Origin of the sequence: Streptomyces sp. DSM 41931 (genome assembly GCF_050271085.1) — a bacterium.
Lineage (GTDB): Bacteria > Actinomycetota > Actinomycetes > Streptomycetales > Streptomycetaceae > Streptomyces > Streptomyces albogriseolus.
Genome location: NZ_CP189902.1, coordinates 5,526,635 through 5,546,143 on the forward strand (window position 1 = coordinate 5,526,635; position 19,509 = coordinate 5,546,143).

General features: G+C 71.9%; 12 protein-coding genes. 5 read left to right on the forward strand and 7 right to left on the reverse strand.

All coding sequences use genetic code 11. From position 1 onward, the window contains the following. Positions 1–2 precede the first annotated feature (2 nt). The 6 genes from ACP7TJ_RS25485 to ACP7TJ_RS25510 all read right to left on the reverse strand — a co-directional run bounded on the left by ACP7TJ_RS25485 (position 3) and on the right by ACP7TJ_RS25510 (position 12,361). Positions 3–1,556 (reverse strand): Wzz/FepE/Etk N-terminal domain-containing protein, encoded by a 1,554-nt coding sequence (locus tag ACP7TJ_RS25485; protein WP_427765601.1) that lies wholly within the window; start codon positions 1,554–1,556, stop codon positions 3–5. Next, a complete protein-coding gene (locus ACP7TJ_RS25490) occupies positions 1,553–2,920 on the reverse strand; it encodes a polysaccharide biosynthesis protein (RefSeq protein WP_387581337.1) in 1,368 nt (455 codons plus the stop codon). Before ACP7TJ_RS25490 ends, ACP7TJ_RS25485 begins: the two co-directional genes overlap by 4 nt. Then, positions 2,910–4,172 (reverse strand): glycosyltransferase family 4 protein, encoded by a 1,263-nt coding sequence (locus tag ACP7TJ_RS25495; protein WP_167743729.1) that lies wholly within the window; start codon positions 4,170–4,172, stop codon positions 2,910–2,912. The genes ACP7TJ_RS25490 and ACP7TJ_RS25495 overlap by 11 nt, the downstream gene beginning before the upstream one ends. Then, positions 4,162–5,478, reverse strand: coding sequence for a nucleotide sugar dehydrogenase (locus tag ACP7TJ_RS25500; protein ID WP_167743730.1), 1,317 nt, complete (start codon positions 5,476–5,478; stop codon positions 4,162–4,164). Before ACP7TJ_RS25500 ends, ACP7TJ_RS25495 begins: the two co-directional genes overlap by 11 nt. 73 nt (positions 5,479–5,551) lie before the next feature. Beyond that, entirely contained in the window at positions 5,552–7,030 is a 1,479-nt protein-coding gene (locus ACP7TJ_RS25505; protein ID WP_167743731.1) for a sugar transferase, read from the reverse strand. A gap of 816 nt (positions 7,031–7,846) precedes the next feature. Beyond that, the gene (locus ACP7TJ_RS25510; RefSeq protein WP_427765606.1) at positions 7,847–12,361 is read right to left on the reverse strand and encodes a DUF6531 domain-containing protein; all 4,515 of its coding nucleotides are present in this window, start codon (positions 12,359–12,361) and stop codon (positions 7,847–7,849) included. An 81-nt stretch (positions 12,362–12,442) separates the two neighbouring features. On the opposite strand from ACP7TJ_RS25510, the gene ACP7TJ_RS25515 reads away from it, so the two are divergent. Next, entirely contained in the window at positions 12,443–13,639 is a 1,197-nt protein-coding gene (locus ACP7TJ_RS25515) for a DUF6183 family protein (RefSeq protein WP_427765609.1), read from the forward strand. Here ACP7TJ_RS25515 and ACP7TJ_RS25520 read toward each other — a convergent pair. Beyond that, a complete protein-coding gene (locus ACP7TJ_RS25520; protein WP_427765612.1) occupies positions 13,608–14,375 on the reverse strand; it encodes a GntR family transcriptional regulator in 768 nt (255 codons plus the stop codon). The genes ACP7TJ_RS25515 and ACP7TJ_RS25520 overlap by 32 nt on opposite strands. Before the next feature lie 373 nt (positions 14,376–14,748). Between ACP7TJ_RS25520 and ACP7TJ_RS25525 the strand changes: the two genes are divergently transcribed. The 4 genes from ACP7TJ_RS25525 (at position 14,749) to ACP7TJ_RS25540 (ending at position 19,434) form a co-directional block, all read left to right on the forward strand. Continuing rightward, positions 14,749–16,029 (forward strand): extracellular solute-binding protein, encoded by a 1,281-nt coding sequence (locus ACP7TJ_RS25525; protein ID WP_427765615.1) that lies wholly within the window; start codon positions 14,749–14,751, stop codon positions 16,027–16,029. A gap of 88 nt (positions 16,030–16,117) precedes the next feature. Next, positions 16,118–17,104: a carbohydrate ABC transporter permease gene (locus ACP7TJ_RS25530; RefSeq protein ID WP_266401636.1), complete on the forward strand. Its 987-nt coding sequence runs from the start codon at positions 16,118–16,120 to the stop codon at positions 17,102–17,104. Beyond that, positions 17,101–17,934 (forward strand): carbohydrate ABC transporter permease, encoded by an 834-nt coding sequence (locus tag ACP7TJ_RS25535; protein WP_093766356.1) that lies wholly within the window; start codon positions 17,101–17,103, stop codon positions 17,932–17,934. The genes ACP7TJ_RS25530 and ACP7TJ_RS25535 overlap by 4 nt, the downstream gene beginning before the upstream one ends. Before the next feature lie 9 nt (positions 17,935–17,943). Next, entirely contained in the window at positions 17,944–19,434 is a 1,491-nt protein-coding gene (locus ACP7TJ_RS25540) for a glycoside hydrolase family 3 protein (protein WP_367473567.1), read from the forward strand. Positions 19,435–19,509: the final 75 nt, after the last annotated feature.

Below are 19,509 nucleotides of genomic sequence, written 5' to 3' on the forward strand. Positions count from 1 at the left end.
AGCTACCGCGCCTCCTGGTCGCTGTCCGGGACCCGCGCCGCCCACATCGGCAGCCTTTCCGTGCGCCGCGGACCCTCGCCCACGGCCTGGACGGTGGGGCTCCCGCCGTGCTGCCGGGCCGGCCGCCCCTCACGGACGCGCGGCACCGGGAACGGCCCGTCCCACAGCGTCCCGTCCGTCCGGTCCCGCGGATCCGGGTCGACCAGCACCACGCCGGCCACCTCCACCCGCCGGTCCGCGAGCTGCCGCGCCACCGTGTGCAGCCACGCGGTGGTGCCGTGCCCGGCCGCCACCACCAGCACGGCCCGGCCGGCCAGGCCGGGGAGGTCGGACCAGGCCGCGCCGGGCGCCACCGAGGCCACGCCGATCCGGCGCCGGTCGGACGGCAGGGCCGCGGCCCGCTCCACCCCGACCACCTCCGGGTCGCCCTGCTTGGCGCGGCGCCCGGCGAGACCGTGCCGGGGCAGGGCGTCGACCACGGCCACCGGCTCGTCCGCCGCCAGCGTCCGCGCCAGGTCCAGGGCGATCACGCCCGCGCCGCGCGGACAGCCCAGCTCCAGCAGCGCCAGCGGCTCCGCGGACGCGCGCACCGTACGGGCCAGCGACGAGGCGAGCCGGGTCCGCGCCGCACGCCTGCGCCGGCGCCGCCCCAGCAGGCCCGGCCGCAGCGCGGAACCGGACAGCTCGGCGGTGACCGAGGCGCCCAGATGGCGCGCGACGTCCCGGCGCAGCACCGGGCGGTCGCCCACCACCGAGGCGACCGCGGCGACCACCAGGCCGAGCACCAGGCCGAGGACCAGCCCGATGCCGCCGTTGGCGGCGACGGCCGGCGGCAGCGAGTGCTTCAGGAGGCGCGGGGCGTCGACGATCTGCGTGCCGGCGACCAGCCGGGGCGTGCCCACCCGGGCCTCCGCCGCCCGCTGCGAGAAGTCGCTGATGCGGGAGCTGAGTTCGGCGCGGCGGGCGAACAGCGTCTCCAGGTTCGCCGACTCCTCCGGGCTGCCCTCCGGCGGCCCGTCGCCGATCGCCTCGTTCACCTCGTCGAGTTCCTTCTGCATGCGGTCGCGCTGCGCGAGCAGGGTCGAGGCGTCGGCGGCCGCGGCCTGCTTGATCCGCCGCACATGGTCCGCGACGAACGCCTCGGCCACCGCGCCGGCGCGGGCCACCGCCTCCTCGCCGGTCCCGCCCGTGGCCTTGATCTCCAGCAGGTTGTTGGTCAGGCCGGCGCCCTCGTAGTCCTCCATGAAGTTTTCGGCGCTCACCGAGGAGCCGAGGGACGTCAGGGCCGCGTCGGCGATCCGTGTGGTGTGCAGCAGCGCCACGTCGGTGCGGATCAGCGTGCCGGGGTCGTTCGGCTGGTCGTCCTGGTGGGCGACCAGCACCTTGGTCACGGCGGTCGGCGGCGGGGGCAGCAGCACCGCCACCGCCACCCCGATCAGCAGCCCCAGCAGCGCCAGGGAGCCCCACAGGCGGCGGCGTCTGCGCACCGACACCGTCAGGGCCTGCAGATCCAGCAGGGGAGCGGCGGCCGTCGGCTCGGCCGTGGCACTCGTCATCGCGCACCTCCCCGGGCGCCGTCGCCGAGGGCGAGCGCCGGTGCGGCGGCCTCCCGCGGCGGGCCGGCGGACCGTGCCGGACGGGTCCGGACCGCGTCGGCCAGGACGATGCCGACGACGTCGTGGCCCGCGTCCGCGCACGCCTCGGCGACGCCGGCCAGCTCGGCGGCGGTGCGGGTGCCCGCGCTCAGCACGACCAGGACGCCCGACTCCTCCGCACGGTCCGGCACCAGCGGCGCCTCGGCGGAGACCACCGTCACCCGCAGCAGCGGGTCGCCCCCGGCCTCGTCCGCCAGCCGCTCGGCGGCCCGCAGGGCGACGGAGTCGTCGTCGGCCACGACGAGCAGCAGACGCCGCGCGCCCGGCACCAGGTCGCGGATCCGGCCGCACACCCGCCGGTACCGGATTCCCAGGCTCGCCTCGTCCCCGGCAGCCGGCGGGGCCGGTGCGTTCCACGGCGTGTCCAGGCCCAGCAGCCGGCGGACCCGGTGCCGGGCACCGCCGCCCTCCGGCCGGTGCCCGCCCCGCCGGGCGGCGACGTCGACGCCGCCCAGCAGCCCGGACCCGAGCGCGGCGGCGATCTCCCGCTCGGAGCGCGGCCGGCGGTTCCCCCGGGCCGCGGCGAGATGCCCGACGACCGCCAGCAGGAAGAACAGCACCGCCCCGGCGGCGATCAGCTGCACCCGCGTCGGCGGGGCCTCACCGGACGGCCTGGCCGCCGGACCCATCACGACCAGCCGGGAGCCGGCCGCGTTCGAGTCGGCCTGGCTCAGCTTCCCGACCGCCTCCTGCAGCGCGGTGCGCAGCTTCGCCAGCTCGGTGCGGGTCTGCACGCTCTCCACGGTCCGGCCGGGGTCGGCGGCGTCGGCCAGCTCGGTGATGCGGCGGCTGGTGGTGAGCACCATCTGCCGCAGCCGGTCGGGGCCGGCCGCCGCCGTCGGGTCGGCGGTGTCGTCGACGATCCGCGCGGAGAACGCCACGAACTGCCGCGCCAGTTCGTCGGCGAGCCGCTGCGCCTTCGCGGGGCTCTCGGCGGTGCCGGAGATCTCGATGATGTTGCCGTCGGTGACCTCGGCGCGCACCCGCTCGCGCAGTTCCTCGCCGTCCACCCCGCCCCAGCCGAGCTCGGCGGCCGTGCGGTCGGTCACCACCGTGCTGGTGGCGATCTCCGCCTGGGTCAGCAGCACGCGCTCCTCCCAGGCGCCCGGCAGCAGCACCGACGCCGAGGTGGTGTAGCGCGGCGGGAACACCAGGGAGGCGCCGAACCCGGTCAGCGCCCCCAGCACGGCGAGGACCGTCAGCAGCCTGCCGCGCCTGCGGAGCATCCGCCCGATGGTGACCAGGCGTATCGCGTCATCGTTCAAAGGACGTGCCTCTTTCCCGCCCGTTCCGGGCCGCCCCCGCGTCCGTGCCGCCCGCGACGGCGGCCTCGTAGGCGGCCAGCAGCGCCGCCTGCGAGTTGCGCCAGGCCAGCGGGCCGTTGATCCGTTCCTGCCCGGACTTCCCCATGCGGGAGCGCTGTTCGGGGTCGTCCAGCAGCCGGGCGATGAGCGCGGCGAACTCGCCCTCGTCGTCGCCCTTCGCGTACACGGCGGCCTCGCCGGCGGAGACCCGCGCCTCCTTCAGGTCGAAGGAGACGATCGGCCGGCCCATCACCATGTACTCCAGGACCTTGTTCATGGTCGACACGTCGTTGAGCGGGTTGCACGGGTCGGGGGAGAGGCACACGTCCGCGGAGGACAGGTAGCGCACCAGGTCGGCGTCCGGCACCCGTCCCGTGAACTCCACCTGGTCCGCGAGCCCCAGCTCCCGGGACAGCGCCACCATCGCGTCGAAGGTGTCGCCCCCGCCGACGAACACCGCGTGCCAGTCGGTGCGGCCCTGCTCGTCACGGAGCTTCGCCAGCGCCCGCAGCGCGTAGTCGACACCGTCCTGCGGGCCCATCACGCCCAGGTAGCACAGCAGATGGGGCTTGCCGCGCCTCAGCTCCGGCTCCGGCTCCACCGGGTGGAACCGCTCGGTGTCCGGCGCGCTGCGCACCACGAACACGTCCTCGGGCCGCCGCCCGCCGCGGCGCACGGCGACGTCCTTGTAGCTCTCGTTGGTGGCGAGCACCACGTCCGCCGCCCGGTACGTCATCCGCTCCAGCGCGCACACGCCCCGGTAGAGCAGGTCCTTGCCCCGGCCGAACCGGGACAGGTACAGCTCCGGCACCAGGTCGTGCTGGTCGAAGACGAACCTCGCGCCCTGCCGCTTCAGCCGCAGCGCGGGCAGGAACAGCAGGTCCGGAGGGTTGCAGGCGTGCACCACGTCGACCGGGCCGACCTTGCGGGCCAGCCGCGCCGTGTGCCACAGCGCGGCGCCGTACTCCTTCAGGTAGCCGGCCGGTCCTCCGGTGGCCGCGCGCAGCGGGTAGCGGTGGATCCGCACCCCGTCGATCACGGCCTCCGGCTCGGTGTCCCGCTTGGCGCCCCGCGGGCAGATGACGTCGACCTCCCAGCCCGCGTCGCGGAGCGTCCGGCACTCCTGCCACACCCGCCGGTCGAACGGCACCGACAGGTTCTCCACCAGGATCAGCGCGCGGCGGCCCCGCGCGCCCTTCGGCTCACCAAGCAAGGCCCACGTACCCGGGTTCGGCCCGGCGCGCCTCGGCGTCGGGGAGGCGGACGAGGTCGACGATCACGGGGGCGTCGCCGTGCGGCAGCGCCGACAGCACGGCCGGGTCCTTCGTCCCCACCAGGACGACCTCGGCGTGGTCCAGCACGTCCTCGACGGAGTCGGCGAGCAGTTGCGCGAGGTGCGGCAGCCGGGTCTCGATGTACTCGCGGTTGGCGCCGAGCAGCCGGGACAGGCTGACGTTGGCGTCGTGGATCCGCAGGTCGTACCCCTTGCCGAAGAGCCGCTCCGCCAGTTCCACCAGCGGGCTCTCGCGCAGGTCGTCGGTGCCGGGCTTGAACGACAGCCCGAACAGGCCGACCTTGCGCCTCCCGGTGCGCTCGACCAGCTCCACCGCCCGCTGCAGGTGCTCCTCGTTGGACGGCAGGACGTGGGCGAGGATCGGCACCGACACGTCGGCCCGGTGCGCCGCGTGCACCAGGCTGCGCAGGTCCTTCGGCAGGCAGGAGCCGCCGAAGGCGAAGCCCGGACGCAGATAGGCGGGGCTGATGTTGAGCTTGCGGTCGGCGAGGAACACGTCCATCACCTGGTGCGAGTCCACCCCGAGCGCCCGGCACACCGCGCCCAGCTCGTTGGCGAAGCCGATCTTCAGCCCGTGGAAGGCGTTGTCCGCGTACTTGATCGCCTCGGCCGTGGGCACCGGCACCCGGAACACCTCGCCGGGCAGGTCCGCGTACAGCGCCGCGACGACGTCGCCGCTCGCCGTGTCGAGTTCGCCGATGACGGTCTTCGGCGGGTCGAAGAAGTCCCGCACGCTGGTGCCCTCGCGCAGGAACTCCGGGTTGACCGCCACACCGATGTCGACGCCGGCGGTGCCGCCGACGTGCTTCTCCAGGATCGGCACCAGCAGGCCCAGGCAGGTGCCCGGCAGCATCGTGGAGCGGAACACCACCGTGTGCCGCCCGCCCCGCTCGGCCAGCGCCGCGCCGATCTCCTCGGTGACCCGCTCCAAGTAGGTGGTGCACAGGCTGCCGTTGGGCTCCGACGGGGTGCCCACGCAGACCAGGGACACCTCGCTGCCCTCGATCGCCTCGCGCACGTCGGTGGTCGCGCGCAGCGCCCCGCTGCCCACGACCTCGGCGATCAGCTCGCCGATCCGCTCCTCGACGACGGGCGCCTTGCCGTCGTTGACCAGGTCCACCTTCACCGGGTTGACGTCCACCCCGACGACCTCGTGACCCATGGCGGCCAGGCACGCGGCCGACACGCAGCCCACGTAGCCGAGCCCGAACACGCTGACTCTCATGACCCGTTCCTCCCCCCGGGCAGGCCCCGTCGGCCTGCGGTCCGCACACCGGCCGCCCCACGGGCGCGGCGCATCAGTAGGCCCCCTGTCCCTGGATCACGGCGCGCAGCGTCTTCCACAAGATCACCGTGTCCAGGGCGAGGGACCAGTCCTCCACGTACCGCAGGTCCAGGCGGACCGCCTCCTCCCACGACAGGTCGCTGCGTCCGCTGATCTGCCACAGTCCGGTGAGCCCCGGCTTGACCTTGAGCCGGCGCCGGATGTCCGGGCCGTAGGAGGCGCACTCCTCCGGCAGCGGCGGTCGTGGACCGACCAGCGACATCGACCCGGTGAGCACGTTGAACAGCTGCGGCAGCTCGTCCAGCGAGTAGCGGCGCAGCACCGCCCCGATCCGGGTCACCCGCGGGTCGCGGCGCATCTTGAACAGCGGTCCGGCACCCTCGTTGAGGCCGGTGAGCGCGGCGCGGGCGCGGTCCGCGTCGGGAACCATGGTGCGGAACTTCAGGATGGTGAACTCGAGGCCGTCCTTGCCGACTCTGCGCTGCCGGTAGAACACCCCGCCCCGGCTGTCCGTCGCCACGAGCAGCGCGACCAGCAGCATCAGCGGCGCGAACACCACCAGCAGGACCGTCGCGCCGAGCCGGTCGACGACGCCCTTGACCGCGCGGCGGCCGCCGGTGAAGGCCGGCATGCTGACCCGCAGCAACGGTATGCCGAGGACCGCGTCGACGTGCAGCCGCGGCCCCGCCACCTCCATCAGCACCGGGGCGACGACCATCTCGGCGTCGGAGCCCTCCAGGTTCCACGACAGCCGCTGCAGCCGGTCCGGCGACCAGTGCGGGTCGGGGGTGACGGCGACCACGCGGTAGCCGTCGCGGCGGACGTGGTCGGCGACGTCCGCCAGCCGGCCCACCACCGGCACCCCGTCCAGCCGGCCGCCGTCGAGTCCCGGACCGTCGGTGGTGCACACGGCGTCCACGCGCCAGCCCAGGTGCGGGTACTTGCGGGTGCGGGCGATCAGGTCGCGCACCGTGTCCGGGCTCCCGGCGGCGAGCACGGGCCGCAGGCAGCGGCCCTCCTTGCGCTGCCGGTGCAGCCACAGGCGCAGCAGGTAGCGCATCGTCATGGTGACGAGCGCGATCGCGGGGACCGCGACGAAGATCCAGAGTTTGATGTTGCGTGAGGTCAGGGCGATCCCGCCGAGCGCGAGCACGACGGTCGCCATGAACAGCGAGCGGCCCAGCCGCCGGAACTCCTCGGCGCCCTGGCCCAGCACGGTCGGCGCCCACGACCGGCTCACCGCCAGCGCGCCGAGCACCAGTAACCAGGTGCCGAAGGCGAGGATGCCCCACTTCTCGTGCCAGTCGGCGGCGTCCCGGACGCCGAAGAAGTTGCCGATCCCCGCGACCACGACGGCGGTCGCCACCGTGTCGCTCGTGATCACGGTACGGCGGTACCGGTGCTCCCAGTCGGCCGGCCCCCGGTGGTACGTCCCGTCCGCCAGATGATCCCGCTCCGACGGGAACGGGCTGACCAATCCCCCTTGCCGCACAGAACCCCCCAGGTCCCCAGTGATGCGACGTGTGCGCCTGACACTGTCTCTGCCGGGGGACCCCACCCCCGACCGCGCTGTTCCTCGCCACGGGAGGCCCCCGCCTCCCGCGCCGGCACGCCGGCTACGGACGGACAAAGAACAACGTGAACAACCTGTCGCGGCGGCAGCGGCACACGGCCGCGCCGGCACATGGAGCCGAGCGGACCTGACCGGCCCCTCGGGCGCGCCCCCGCACCCGAGCCCCCCCGGGACTCAGCGGTGTGATCACCCCCACGCCTGGCGCCGTGGACGAACCCCTCCCCCCGGCGCCGGACTTAAAGATCATTTAATCGGTCGCCTCGTGCCCGAACAGCCGAAGCAGGGTCAATCTAGACCATCGGGGCCGGTAAGAAGAGAGGGTGTGAGGAAATTGTGTTCAGGGGGCGTGGCCGAATGCGCCGTCCGGAACCCGTCCGCGTAGCTCTCGCACCGGCGTCTCAACTCCCGTCGTACGAAAGCCTGATGACACTTACGCCCCGCGCCGACACCGCCTCGCGGTCCGCCCCGCGCCCCCGCCGACCCGGCGACGGCCGAGGTCCGGGCACACATGACGTACACATGGGCTCACCGCCCCCGCCGCGCTCCGAGCGCCTCACGATGCCCGGTCCCGGGACCGGAATCGCACCCACGGCTCCCCGTCGAACGATTTCGTGTGTGTTCCACGGATGTCCGAGATCCAACCGCTGAAGCGACCGTTCCGCAGGGCAGGCGGGGAAGTCCTGACGGCTGTCGGCGGCCGAGCCCGGTGTCCACGCCCAGGGCCCGACCGCCCTCTCAGACTGGGTACGCCGTGTGGATGTGGCCGTCACGGATGACGACTTCGACGACACTGGTCTCTCGACCGCTGCCGTTCACACCTACCGGCTCTCCGTAGTCGAAGCGGTGCAGATGACTGTCCTGGCCCGCCCGGGCGCGGGGGTTGGGGATCGCCGGGGTTCCGTCGACGCCTTCCCGCAGCCTTCGGCCCAGGACGAAGTCGTCGCCGTCCCAGAAGAAGTCCTCGTAGAACTCACCAGGCAGTGAGGGCTCCGGCCCGGTCGGGTCGGCGTTCTCCCGCACTCGGTCCTGGGCACCAGGTCCGTGCTGGCCCTCGATGTGGGCCTCGCGTTGCTCCGTGATGCCGTGCCTGCTGCTCTCGCAGTTGACCAGCCCCCACGGATCGGTCCACCGAAGCGGGTCGGGGACGTACCCGTGGTGGTTCGGCGCTGGGGAGAGGCCCAGTGGATCCGGACTGATGTAGCGGGCGTTGGCGGGGTCGTAGTAGCGGCGGAAGTTGTAATGGAGGCCTGTCTCGCGGTCGAGGTACTGCCCCGGGAAGCGGAGAGGGCAGTCGACGGGGTCCGAGGTACGGGCCAGGGGCGCGCCCCACAGAGTGGTGCGCGCCCGCCAGGCGATCCGGCCCTCGTCGTCGACCAGTTCCGTGGGGGTGCCCACCACATCGGTGACGATGGCGTAGAAGCGGCGGTCGACCTCGTCCTGGTCCAGTTGCGCCAGCGCGCGGTTGGTGCCGGGAGCCCATTCCCAGCTCCTGGTGGGGCCGTCGGCACAGTCGCTCTGTTCCACCAGGTGGGAACCGTCCCAGGTGAAGACGGTTTCCTCTGCGACCCGTCCGTCGTCGGACAGGCGGCGCTTGGCGACACGTCGGCCGAGGCCGTCGTACACATATGCCCAGCGGCAACCGTCCGGGGTCGTGACCTGAGTGAGCCGGTCCTCGGCGTCCCACGTGTAGGTCCATTCCCTCGTCCCTCCGGACAGCAGCTTGCGTGTCTGCCGGACGAGGCGCCCCTGCGGGTCGTGGACGTAGGTGACGTGGCCGGCCCTGCGGATGAGGGTCCCGTCGTGGATCCGCTTCCCTTGCGGGCCGCCTTCCGGCGTGTCGGCGCGGCTGACGTTGCCCGCCGCGTCATAGGCGTAACGCTCGGACCAGCCGTCTGCGGTGACCGCCTCGACCCGGCCGAGGCGGTCACGGGTGAACCTGCGGACGCCATGGGTCTGGTCCCCGACGGCCGTCAGACTGCCGTCGTCTCCGTACGTGTAGGAGCGGTGGAGCAACACCCCGTCCAAGGTGTCCGAGCCTGAGGCGGCTTCCATCAGCACCGTCTGGCCGGTGAGGCGGTGGCCGGCGTCCCACTCCTGGGTGAGCACCGCCGCCTCGCCGAGCCTTCGCTCGGTCTCGTGTCCTGATGCCCCGTAGCCGAAGGACAGGGAGTTCCCGGCCAGCCGTACCCGGAGGGGGCGGTTGTTCGCGTCCCATTCCCACCGACTGACGACACCCGACGGAGTCCTCCGCTCCACCCGCCTGCCGAGAACGTCGTACGCGGTGTGCAGCGCGCGCCCGTCACACTCCTCCGAGACGACACGCCCCGCCGCATCGCGTGTGAGTGTGAGAACGGTGTCGGGCGTGACCGCCGTGACCAGCTGGCCGGTGGCGTCGTAGGCGAAGGTGGCGACTTGCTCGCTGGAACGCCGTTCCACGACCCGTCCGCACGCATCCCGTACGTACGTGGTGATCTGCCCCGCGCCGTTGGTGCGCCGGACCAGGCGGCCCGCCGCGTCATAGGCGTAGGAGACGGTGCGTCCGTTGAAGTCCGTCTCGCTCACGAGACGGCCCGCGGGGTCGTACTCGTAGGTCCATACGGCACCCGAGGCGCTCGTCACGGAGGTGAGCCGCAGCTCCGTGTCGTACGCGAACCACGTCGTCGAGCCGTCCGCCTCCGTACGTGCCCGCAACTGGTCGAAGCGGGTGATGGTGTGAGTGGTGCTCCGTCCGTCGGTGCCGGTGTGGCGGACGACGTTGCCTTCTCCGTCGTAGGACCAGCTCTCGCTACTGCCGTCGGCCATGACCCGCTCGGCCGGCAGCCCTTCCACTGTCCAGGTGGTGCGAGTGGTTCCACCGGTGACGTCGACGGATTCGACGATGCGCCCGAAGGCGTCACGGGTGACCCGGTTGGTCCCGCCCAGTGGAGCCGTGACGGCGTCGGGAAGGCCCAGCGGTCCGGGCTCGACGCGGTGGGCCGCGCCCAGGGCGTTGGTCACTGACAGGAGCGCACCGGAGGCGTCATGGGTGTAGGAGGTGACGGCACCGTCGACGTCGACCGTCGCTGTCGGGTGGCCGTGCTCGTCGTAGGCGAATCCACGTCTGGCGCCGGTCGGCAGAGTGATCCACAGAGGGCGGTCGGAGTCGTCGTACTCACAGGTCGTCGTCGTACCGTCGGGCCGGACCACAGAGGTGAGGTTGCCGCGCTCGTCGTAGGTGAAACGGGATGTACGGCCCAGCGGGTCGGTCCGCGAGAGCAGCCGGTTGTACGCGTCCCACTCGGCATGCGTGGTGTTGCCGAGCGGGTCGGTCTGGGCGACCACCTGCCGGCGATCGTTGTACCGGTACACCGTGGTGTGACCCAGGGAGTCCGTGTAGCGCGTTTCGCGGGCGTCAGGGTCGTAGGCGATCGCGCAGGAAAGGATTCCGTCGACGCCGTCACCTCGGACGCACCGGTCCTGATCGTCGTAGGTGAAGCGGTACCAGGATCCGTTACGGTCCGTCCAGGACGTGATGCGTCCTTGCACGTCGTAGGTGAACGTGAGTGGCAGTCCACTGGAGTTGTAGATCTCGGTGAGATGTCCTTCGGCGCTGTACGCGTAACGCAGCAGCGTGGTTCCTCCGGGCTCCTCCGCCTCGGTGCGCAGCCGCAGTCCGACGATCCGGTCGCCCTCGGTGTCGATGTGCAGGTGGCGTCCGCCGGAGTCACGGACGGCGGTGGGAGCGCCGCGTTCGTCCCGGTCGAAGTCGATGCGCCGCCCGCCGCGGCCGGTCACCGCGGCCAGCGGAAGGGTGAACGCTTCCTGCGCGGCGACGGGCGCGGCGGGCGGAGCGAAGTGACGGGTGCGCCCCGATGCGGGATCGGTGATGCGAATGGGTGCGCCGGGGGCCCCGTCCCAGTCCAGGGGCCAGCGCGGTCCTTCGAGAGGCATGACCGAACTGCCGGGTGCGGGCACGGGGTACACGAGGATCATGCCGTCCTCGGACGCGAAGACGGCTCCCTTCTCGTCCAGTTCGAGACGCTCGTCGAGCGTCGATGCCCAGGACGGACCGAACCACCGGCCCCAGCGGTACGTCGACAGATGCGTGCGCCGCAGTACGAGGGGGAGGAGCCCGGGAAGGCTGACGTCGGTCTCCTCCACGAGCATCTCACCGGAGACCATGTCGACGGGATCGCCGTTCTTGCAGCGTCCCTTGGCGGGCTTGCTCTTGCCGACGGCGTCGTCCGCACCCTTCCGCAGCCCTCGGCCGAGCCCTTTCGCCATGGCCTTGAGACCGCCCTTGCCGAGGGCCTTCACGCCTACGGCGAGCTTGCCGAGGGTGGTGATCCCCTTGCCGCCCGGTATGCAGTCCAGCGCGGCCAGTCCGACGTCCCATAGGGACGCCTGGCCTTTGCTGTATTTGTAGAGCGTGTCGGCGAGGACGACGAGCGCGGCGATGAGGACGATCGCGCCGAGGATCGGACCGCCGATGATCATCGCGACGATGCCGACGACCGCCACCACGATCTTGCAGGCGGCGACGATGGTGTCCCAGTTGTCGGTGAACCAGTCGCCGATCTCCTCCCACCAGGACCGGTTCTGGATCCCCGCGTCGGAGGCCTCGTCGATCTTCGACTTCGCGTCCCGCGCCGCCTCCTCGCGCATCTTCCGCGCGTCCGCGGCCATCTTCTTCGCCGCGTCCAGCGCGCTCTGCGCGGACGTGACGTCCGACTGCGCCTTCTCCTGCGCCGACTTCGCACTGCGTACATCACGGGTCGCGGCCCGCACCTTCGCCTCGTCCGGCTTGTCCGCGTCCGACTTCGACCCCGTCGGGTCGTCCTTGTACTTGTCGGCCTCCTTCGTCGCCCGCCCCACCCACGACTCCGCCGACGCCAGCTTCGACTTCGCCGACGACAGATCAGCCTGCGCCTCACGCGCCTTCGCCAACGCCTTGTCCGCCAGCGCCTGCGCCCGCTCCAGCTTCGGCCAGTAGTCCGCGAGCGCGTCCCCGCACATCGCGTACGACTTCTCCAACTTCCTCAAGTTCTTGGGAACGCCGGAGAACTCCTCCTTGAACACCTTCGCCGACTTCCCCGCCCACTCCGCCAGCGTCCCCTCACCGGCCATCCCCTTGACCAGACGCAACGCGTCGGAGACGTCGTCGGCGAAGTCGTGCAGGAATCGCGCGAGCTGGCGCACCCGCTCCGGGTCACCGGGCGTCGGGTCCTTGTCCAGGTCGAGAACATGCCAATCACTCGGCCGGTGGCCCATGATTTCCCCCGTTGCGACGCTTCACCCGTGGAACGTGTGCCTGGGCAAAGTTACTTGATTCTCCCCTCATAGACTCGTGTGGTGAGCCACGACCGAGAGACACCTGGTGACGACGCCTCCGAGCGGCGGCGATGGGAAGCTGCGAGCCCGGAGGAGTTGGCGCGCCTGGCAGGGCAGCGGCCGGAGGAGCTGTTCGCAGCGGCCGAGAGGCTGTGCGGTGGGGCGACCGGCGAGAGGTCCGCAGCGGGCCCGGTGGCGCGGACCCTTGGGCGGATCGCCGAGGCGCTCGCCGACACGCGCTCACGGGACGGTGCCGCACAGGCCGCGGACATCGCAGGCCGTCTGCTGCCCTTGGAGGCCGCGGCTCACGGGGAAACGGATCGGATACGGCGTGCGGTGGCCGCGAGGCTGGCCAAAGCTCAGCCTCTGCGCAACCTCGAGCCCTTGTTCGAGCAGCTACCGGAAGGACTCCACAGTCCTCAGGTCGAGACGCGGGCCTGTCTCCTCGGGGAACTCGCGCTGCTCGGCGCGCTGACCGGGGCGGGCCCCGGTCGAGGCCGACTGCGTATGTACGCGGAGAGGCTGCGCGAACTGGAACACCCGCTGGCCCGGCTGCCCCAGAACCGGCTCGACATCGAGCACCGGTTCATGGTGAGAGTGCGTGGGCTCGGGTCGGTCAAGACCTCGCAGCAGCTTCGGTCCCGGTTCCCGGAGGTCCCGCCGAGCGACACGGGTGCGGCCGCCGGGCGGTCGGCCGTCGGCGTACCCGACGACACCCGGGTCCGGGCGGCCGCACGGCCGTTCACCGCGGGCGGGTGGGCCCGCACCCCCGAGGTGCGGTTCTTCGCGCTGCCCGCGCCGCTCGACCCCGGCGACTTCGGCATGTCCTTCCTCGAGCGGCTTTCTGTGGACTGTCTGCGGGGAGACGGGACGCGCGTTGCCTGTGTGACGACACCCGACGACGTGCTCGACGAACTCTTCTCCGCCGCCTATTACGGCGGAGTCGGTGGGCAGGGGCAAGGCGGCGCCTACGCCCGCCTGTTCGCCTGGGACGCCCTGTACGCCCTGATGGGCCTCCCCGTCCACGTGCCCTTCCTGGAGGCGGTGCGCCGAACCGCCGATCACCGCTGGGTGCGCTTCGTCGCCTCCACCCCGTGGTTCCACCACGACACCGCCGACCTGGGCCTCGCCGTACTCGACCCCTCCCGTACCCGCGTCGCCGTGCTGGCGGCCACCGACACCGATGTCACGGCGCCGGACGCGTCAGCACGGCCGTGAACTTGTAGCGGGACCCCCGGTACACCGACCGCACCCACTCGACCGGCGTCCCGTTCTCGTCCCGTGAGTGGCGGGACAGCAGCAGCATCGGCAGGCCCACGTCCGTGCCGAGCAGTCCCGCCTCGCGCGGGGTCGCGGGGGAGGTCTCGATGGTCTCGTCGGCCTCCGCAGGGCGCACCCCGTACACCTCGGCGAGCGTGGTGTAGAGGGAGGTGTAGCGGGTCAGGTTGCGGCGCAGGCCGGGGAAGCGGCGGGCGGAGAGATGGGTCGCCTCGATCGCCATCGGCTCGCCGCCCGCCAGCCGCAGCCGCTCGATGCGCAGCACCCTGTCCTCCGGCTCCACCTCCAGCAGCGCCGCCAGCGCCTCGTCGGCCGTGACGTAGCCGATGTCGAGCACCTGGGAGGCGGGGTTGAGGCCCTGCGCCCTCATGTCCTCGGTGTACGAGGTGAGCTGGAGCGTCCGGTACACCTTCGGACGGGCCACGAACGTGCCCTTGCCCTGGATCCGGTCCAGCCGCCCCTCGCTCACCAGCTCCAGCAGCGCCTTGCGGACCGTCGTGCGGGACGTGGCGAACTCGACGGCGAGCAGCCGCTCGGCCGGCATGGGGGAGCCCGGCGGGCGCTCGTCGGTCATCTGCAGCAGCCGCTGCTTGATGCGGTAGTACTTCGGCACCCGCTCCCGGCGGCCCGGCGCCTCCGTGCCGGGCTGGGCGGCGCTGCTGACGTCCGTGCTCATGTCCTGCCTTCCGGCTGCGGTGTCCGGCGCGCGGACGGCGGGGGCCGGCCGCGGTGCACGTCGGCGGACCGCCGGGTGATCGGCGCCGCACGCTCGGCGGTCCCGTTATAACGGCGCGCTCTCGCTTTGGTCTAGTCCAACCCTGTGTCCCGTCCCCCTTTGGGTGGACATCTCCGCCCCGCGCACGGGGCGTTGCCGTTACCCAGCCGTGAGTCGGACAACCCTTGACACGACCATAGGTCTAGGCCAAGCTCCCCTTGCTGGTCTAAACCATTTAGCGGAAGCCGGGTCCCAGCCCGCCGAGCTGTTGCGCCGATGTCAGGGTCACCGCGAGGGCGTGGGTGTGCAAGGCATTCCTGAGGAGGGGTGGCGCGTGAAGCGCAAGCTGATAGCCGCGATCGGGGTCGCGGGCATGTTGTTCTCGGTCGCTGCGTGCGGTGGCGACGACGGCGGTGACAGCGGCGAGAAGGCCGGCGCGGACGGCTACGCCGGGCAGACGCTCACCGTCTGGGTCATGGACGGCTCCTCACCGGACCAGTGGCAGAAGGACCTCGCCGCCGAGTTCGAGAAGAAGACCAAGGCGAAGGTCACGTTCGAGGTCCAGCAGTGGAACGGCATCCAGCAGAAGCTGACCACCGCCCTGTCCGAGGAGAACCCCCCGGACGTCTTCGAGATCGGCAACACCCAGACCCCCGCCTACGCCAAGACCGGCGGCCTCGCCGACCTCGCGGACCTCAAGGAGGAGATCGGCGCCGACTGGACCGAGTCCCTCAACGAGTCCTCCGTCTACGAGGGCAAGCAGTACGCCGCCCCCTGGTACTTCGCCAACCGCGTCGTCCTCTACAACAAGAAGGTCTGGGCCGACGCCGGCCTCAAGGACACCCCCAAGACCCGCGACGAGTTCTACACCGCGCTCAAGACCATCGGTGAGAAGACCGACGCCGAGCCGATCTACCTCCCCGGCCAGAACTGGTACCACTTCGTCGGCCTGGTCATCGGCGAGGGCGGCGAGCTGGTCAAGAAGGACGGCGACACGTACGTCTCCAACCTCGACGACCCGAAGGTCGCCGCGGCCGCCGAGACCTACAAGAAGTTCCAGGCCCTGTCCAAGGCCCCCAAGGACAAGGACGAGGCCACCCCGCAGCAGGGCGAGGTCTTCGCCAAGGGCAACGTCGGCGCCTTCATCGGCATGGGCTGGGAGGCCGGCATCGCCATCGAGGCCAACCCGGCCATCGAGAAGCAGATCGGCTACTTCACCATCCCCGGCGCCACCGCCGACAAGCCCGAGGGCGTCTTCCTCGGCGGCTCCAACCTCGCCGTCGCCGCGGGCAGCCAGAAGCAGGAGCTCGCCAAGGAGTTCCTGAAGCTCGCCCTCTCCGACAAGTACGAAGGCCGGCTTGCCAAGCTCAACGGCGTCATCCCCAACAAGGAGTCGCTGCAGAGCAACCTCAAGGGCAACGCGCCCGCCGAGGCCGCCGCACCGGCCGCCGCCGTCGGCGGCACCACCCCGCTCATCCCCGAGTGGGCCGCCGTCGAGAACGACCCCAACCCGATCAAGACCTACCTGACCGCCGTCCTGAACGGCAAGTCCCCGGCCGCCGCCGCGAAGCAGGTCGAGGGCGAGTTCAACAAGCGCCTGGCGCAGCAGCAGTAACAGCGCACGCGCTCCGACCGGAGCGGGGACCGGCCGACGGGACGGTCCCCGCCCCGCGTTGAGCACGCCGAGAAGAGAGATCGCGAGCATGACCGTGCAGACCGAACGGCCGCCCTCCGGACCGGCGGACGTCCGCAAGTCGGACGACCCCGCACCCGCCGGGCCCCGACCCAGAGCCGCGTCGCGGGCCGGCGCGCTCGCCCCGTACCTCCTGCTGCTGCCCGCCTGCGCGGCCACCGTGCTGCTGCTCGGCTGGCCGCTGCTGAAGGACCTGCTGCTGTCGTTCCAGAACCTCAACATGGCGCAGCTGATCCAGCACGTCACCGAGTGGAACGGCATCGACAACTACAAGGAGGTCCTCACCGGGGAGGACTTCTGGCGGGTCACCCTCCGCTCCATCCTGTTCACGGCCGTCAACGTCGCCCTCACCATGCTGCTGGGCGCCCTCGTCGGTCTGCTGCTCGCCCGCCTCGGCAAGCGGATGCGGCTCACCCTGATGATCGGCCTGGTGCTGGCCTGGGCGATGCCCGTGGTCGCCGCCACCACCGTCTACCAGTGGCTGTTCGCGCAGCGCTTCGGCGTCGTCAACTGGGTCCTCGACAAGCTCGGCTGGCACTCCATGGCCGACCACAGCTGGACCAGCAGCCAGATGTCGACGTTCTTCGTCGTCACCCTGCTCATCGTCTGGATGTCCGTGCCGTTCGTCGCGATCAACCTCTACGCGGCGACCACCACCATCCCCGGCGAGCTGTACGAGGCGGCCGCGCTCGACGGCGCCGGCGCCTGGCGCGGCTTCACCACCGTCACCCTGCCGTTCCTGCGGCCGTTCCTCTACGCCACGACGTTCCTGGAGATCATCTGGATCTTCAAGGCGTTCGTCCAGGTCTTCACCTTCAACGGCGGCGGCCCCGACCGGCTCACCGAGATCCTGCCCGTCTACGCCTACATCGAGGGCGTCGGCAACCAGCACTACGGCATGGGCGCGGCGATCGCGGTGCTGACCATCCTGATCATGCTCGGCCTGACCGCGTACTACCTCAGGATCGTGCTCAAGCAAGAGGAGGACGAGCTGTGAAGCGCTCGCTCTTCGGCCGTGTCTGGCCCAACGCCACCGCCCTCGTCGTCTTCGCCGCCTGCGTCTTCCCCGTGTACTGGATGTTCGCCACGGCGCTGAAGCCGACCGGCGACATCATCGCGGAGGACCCGGTGTGGTTCCCCACGGACATCACGTTCGAGCACTTCGGGACCGCGACGGACGCCGAGCACTTCTGGACGTTCGTCCGCAACTCGCTCACCGTCACCTGCCTGGCCGTCCTCTTCTCCCTGATCATCGCGCTGGCCGGCTCGTTCGCCCTGGCCCGGATGCGGTTCAAGGGGCGGCGCGGCTTCGTCATCGCCTTCATGCTGGCCCAGATGGCGCCCTGGGAGGTCATGGTCATCGCGATCTACATGATCGTGCGCGACGCCTCCATGCTGAACAGCCTGGTGCCGCTGACCGCGTTCTACATGATGATGATCCTGCCCTTCACCATCCTGACGCTGCGCGGCTTCGTCGCCGCCGTGCCGAAGGAACTGGAGGAGTCGGCGATGGTCGACGGCTGCACCCGCGCCCAGGCGTTCCGCCGGGTCATCCTGCCGCTGCTCGCGCCCGGCCTGATGTCCACGTCCATGTTCGGCTTCATCACCGCCTGGAACGAGTTCCCCCTCGTCCTGGTGCTCAGCAAGGAGTCCGGCGGCGCGCAGACCCTGCCGCTGTGGCTGTCCAGCTTCCAGACCCAGTTCGGCGACGACTGGGGCGCGACCATGGCCGCCTCCTCCCTGTTCGCCGTGCCGATCCTGATCCTCTTCGTCTTCCTGCAGCGCCGCGCCGTCAGCGGCCTCACCGCAGGCGCCGTGAAGGGATAACGCCACCAGATGACGACATTCACCACCGGCGCCGGCACCCTCACCCGGGACGCGCTCGCCGTGCTCCAGCCGGGGTTCACCGGCACCACCGCACCCGACTGGGTGCGGCGCAGACTGGCCGAGGGCCTGGTCTCCGTCGCCCTGTTCGGCCGCAACGTCGCCGACCCCGAGCAGGTCACCGCCCTCACCGCCGCGCTGCGGGCCGAACGGGACGACCTGTTGGTGGCCATCGACGAGGAGGCCGGCGACGTCACCCGCCTCGAGGTCCGCACCGGCTCCTCCTTCCCCGGCAACCACGCCCTCGGCGCCGTCGACGACCCCGCCCTCACCCGGCGGGTGGCCCGCGAACTGGGCCGCCGGCTCGCCGCGTGCGGCGTCAACCTCAACTGGGCGCCCTCGGCCGACGTCAACGCCAACCCCGACAACCCGGTGATCGGCGTACGCTCCTTCGGCCGCGACCCCGCCCTGGTCGCCCGGCACACCGCCGCCTACGTCGAGGGCCTGCAGTCCCACGGCGTCGCCGCCTGCACCAAGCACTTCCCCGGCCACGGCGACACCAGCGTCGACTCCCACCACGCGCTCCCGCAGATCGACCTGGACGCCACCACGCTGCACGAGCGTGAACTGCGCCCGTTCCGCGCCGCCATCGAGGCCGGCACCCGCGCCGTCATGACCGCCCACATCCGGGTGCCCGTGCTCGACCCGGACCGCCCCGCCACCCTCTCCCCGCGCATCCTCACCGGCCTGCTGCGCGACGAGCTCGGCTACGACGGCCTCATCGTCACCGACGGCATGGAGATGGGCGCCGTCGCCGGCACCTACGGCCTCGAACACGGGGTCGTGCTGGCCATCGCGGCCGGCGCCGACGCGATCTGCGTGGGCGGCGGACTCGCCGACGAGGACACCGTGCTGCGGCTCCAGGACGCCCTGGTCACCGCCGTGCGCTCCGGCGAACTGCCCGAGGAGCGGCTCGCCGACGCCGCCGCCCGGGTCAGGTCCCTGGCCGCGTGGACGACCGGCATGCGCCACTCGCCCTCCGCCGCCGGCGACCCGGCGCCGGAGATCGGCCTGACCGCCGCCCGCCGCGCCGTGACCGTCACCCGCGCCGCCGGTCCCGCGCCGGTCACCGCGCCCGTCTACGTCGCCACGTTCAGCCCCGCCCCGAACATCGCGGTCGGCGACGAGACGCCGTGGGGCGTCGGAGCGGAGCTGGAACGGCTGCTCCCGGGCACCGCCACCGGCCACTTCACCGGCCCCGGCGCCGGCACGGAGGCGCTGCGCGCGGCCGGCGGGCGGCGGGTCGTCGCCGTGGTCCGCGACGAGCACCGGCACCCGTGGATGGGGGCGGCCCTGGACACGCTGATCGCGGCCGGCCCGGACACGGTGGTCGTGGAAATGGGCGTCCCCCAGTCCACGCCGCGCGGGGCGGTCCACATCACCACCCACGGGGCGGCACGGGTGTGCGGCGTGGCCGCGGCGGAGGCGGTCCTGGCAGGCTGACCGAACGCCGGAGTGGCTGATTACAGCCCCTCCGGCGTTTGAGGAGCGGGGTCCGGGGCGGAGCCCCGGGGTCGG

Bases quoted from the DNA above. Each gene is read 5' to 3' on its own strand.
- ACP7TJ_RS25485 (WP_427765601.1), bottom strand. From the start codon at position 1,556: ATGACGAGTGCCACGGCCGAGCCGACGGCCGCCGCTCCCCTGCTGGAT.
- ACP7TJ_RS25500 (WP_167743730.1), bottom strand. From the start codon at position 5,478: ATGAGAGTCAGCGTGTTCGGGCTCGGCTACGTGGGCTGCGTGTCGGCC.
- ACP7TJ_RS25510 (WP_427765606.1), bottom strand. From the start codon at position 12,361: ATGGGCCACCGGCCGAGTGATTGGCATGTTCTCGACCTGGACAAGGAC.
- ACP7TJ_RS25520 (WP_427765612.1), bottom strand. From the start codon at position 14,375: ATGAGCACGGACGTCAGCAGCGCCGCCCAGCCCGGCACGGAGGCGCCG.
- ACP7TJ_RS25530 (WP_266401636.1), top strand. From the start codon at position 16,118: ATGACCGTGCAGACCGAACGGCCGCCCTCCGGACCGGCGGACGTCCGC.
- ACP7TJ_RS25540 (WP_367473567.1), top strand. From the start codon at position 17,944: ATGACGACATTCACCACCGGCGCCGGCACCCTCACCCGGGACGCGCTC.